This is a genomic window from Rhizobacter sp. P5_C2 (genome assembly GCF_054049715.1).
On sequence record NZ_JBFULV010000221.1, the window covers coordinates 1 to 2478 of the forward strand.

A 2478-nucleotide genomic window follows, 5' to 3' on the forward strand; every position below is an offset into this window, starting at 1 on the left:
TGCCGAGCGCGTCGAGGCGCGGCACCAGCTGGCGCTCGGCCGCCCGGCGGAACAGCTCCTGCTCCGGCGGCAGCACCTCGAAGGCCTCGCGCCGGGCCAGGTCGGCCACCTGGCGCGGGGCGATCACGGCCAGCGTCGCCGGCCCGACCGGCAGGCTGTCGGCCACGCTCGGGAAGCGGCGCGCCTGTGCATCCAGCGCCTGGTCGACCAGCGCGTCGTCGGGCGAGAAGGTGAGCCAGCGGCCCTGGCGCGCGAGCGTCGGCCGGTAGGTGGTGGCGGCCGCATCGCCATGCGGGCCCCACGGCGCGCTGACCTCGCGCTGCCAGCGCTGGGCACCGGTGCGGGCAGCCGGCGACAGCGCGGTCGCCTTGGCCGGCAGCAGCCAGCCGGTCAGCGCGTCGAGCGTGGCCGACGGGTCGGCGGCGCCTTCGCGCAGCTGCGCGACGACGAGCGGCGTGTGGAACTGCGAGCGCGGGTACCAGCAGATCGCCGCCGGCCCGTCCAGCTGGTCGGCCAGCGCCGGCCAGCCAGTCGCCCCGGCCACCGCCCGGGCGCGCGTCCAGTCGGCCGGCAGCAGCGTGCAGGCGGCCGGGTTGGCGGGCAAGGCGGACCACAGTGCACGGTCGGCCGGGGCCGCCGGCAGCGCCGCGAGGCCGTCGACGCGCAGCTTGGTGGCCAGCACCGCGCCACCGGGCGCCACGTCGAAGCGCAAGGCCCGCAGGCCGGGGAAGAAGTGCTGGTAGCCGAACGACATCAGCCGCGCGTCGGCGACGATCGTGTGGGCGTTGCCGGGTTCGCCGAGGCCGAAGCCGCGGCGGTACACCGCCTGCGTTTTCGCATCGGCCGACAGCAGCGCGGCGACGATGTCGCGCGAATGGGCGTCGGCCTGGCGCTCGCCATCGAACAGCAGGCCCGGGTCGCTCAGCACGACCACGCGGTTGCCCTGCGCGACCAGCGCCAGCGTGCGCCGCGACGACAGCGTCAGCGCATAGACCGGCAGCGTGTCGCCGTTGACGCGGATCTGCGCGATCACGCTGAACTGGCGGTCGTTGGTGGCGAGTGCGGCGGCGCCCTGCAGCGTGCGGGCCAGCACGCCGCGCGTCATCGCCATCACCCAGTGGCGCGGCGCGCCCTTGGCATCGGTCCAGAACGCCATCTCGGCCGGCTCGTCGAGTGCCAGCTCGATCAGCTTGTCGGCGAGCGTGGTGTCGTGCTCGAAGGCGATGCGCTTCAGCGCGCCCTGCAGGCCGAGGCGGCTTTCATGCTCTTCGTAATAGAACGCGAAGTCTTCGGTCAGCACGTCGCGCAGCACCGGCGCCTTGATCAGGTCGCGCGGCAGGCGCGACAGTGCCGGCGTCGACACGTAGGCCTGCGGGTGCTCCAGGTCCACCTCCAGCGCGTTGATGCTGCCGCCGTAGCGCGACCAGCCGATCGTCGCGGCCACGATCCCACCGGCCACCAGCACCACCGCGACGGCGATGCCGGCCCATTGCTTTCGATTCAATCCCACGGGTTCCCCCTCCCCCATCCGCGCCATGCTGTCGACGGCGCACGGGCGGCATCATCTCAGTGCCGCGAGCGGGACAGGTGAACCGGTCGTGAAGTCAGCGTGAAATTCGGCCCAAGCTCACAGCATCTCCTCCGGCGCGAACGGCGACAGCAGCTTCACCGTGAGCTTGAGCCACAGGCTCGCCTCCGGTTCGCTGGTCAGCACCTGCGGCGCGCCGCCGCCGGGCGGCGACAGCGTCCACAGCAGCCGGCCGTCGGGGTCGAGCGACAGCCGCCAGCTGTTGGCGCTGGCGACCTCGTCGTGGAGCTGCAGCAGCTGGCGCGCGATCTCGGGGCTGTGCATGACCACGCCCATCTCGGTGTTCAGCCGGGCCGAGCGCGGGTCCATGTTCATCGAGCCGATCAGCACGTCGCGCTGGTCGATCACCAGCACCTTGGCATGCAGCGAGGCCTGCGACGAGCCGAACGAGCCGACCTTGCTGCGCGGCAGGTCCAGGTGCACGCGCAGTTCGCGCAGCTCGACGCCGGCCTTCAGCATCTGCTCGCGGTAGCGCGCGTAGCCGATGTGCACCGCCGGCGCGTCGGTGGTGGCCAGCGAATTGGTCAGCACGCGCAGGTGCACGCCGCGGCGCTTCAGGTCTTCGATCAGCGCCATGCCGCGCGCGCCCGGCACGAAGTACGGCGAGATCAGCACGATCTCGCTGCGCGCGCCGCGCAGCAGGCCCTCGACGTCGTCGCTGATCACCTCCCGCGGCGCCGCGGGTGCTTCTTCGGTGGCGGGCGCGCTGGCCTTGGTCGGCTTGTCGGCCAGCACGCGCGACGGCGCCCACACCAGCTTCAGCTGGTTGCGCGCCAGCTCGCTGCCGAGCGGCGATTTCGCGGCCGCGGCGACGATGGCCGGTGCCGAGGCCGCCGCCTCGCCGGCCMGCGCGCTGGCGGGATGGTCGGGCGCCGAGGCCTCGCTGGCCG

General features: G+C 73.4%; 2 protein-coding genes. Both read right to left on the reverse strand.

Annotated elements, in window-relative coordinates; translation table 11 throughout:
* On the reverse strand, positions 1 to 1510 hold a 1510-nt coding region (locus ACXJLU_RS33120; RefSeq protein WP_457337968.1), incomplete at its 3' end, for a DUF2138 family protein.
* A gap of 117 nt (positions 1511 to 1627) precedes the next feature.
* On the reverse strand, positions 1628 to 2478 hold an 851-nt coding region (locus ACXJLU_RS33125), incomplete at its 5' end, for a phospholipase D-like domain-containing protein (RefSeq protein ID WP_457337969.1).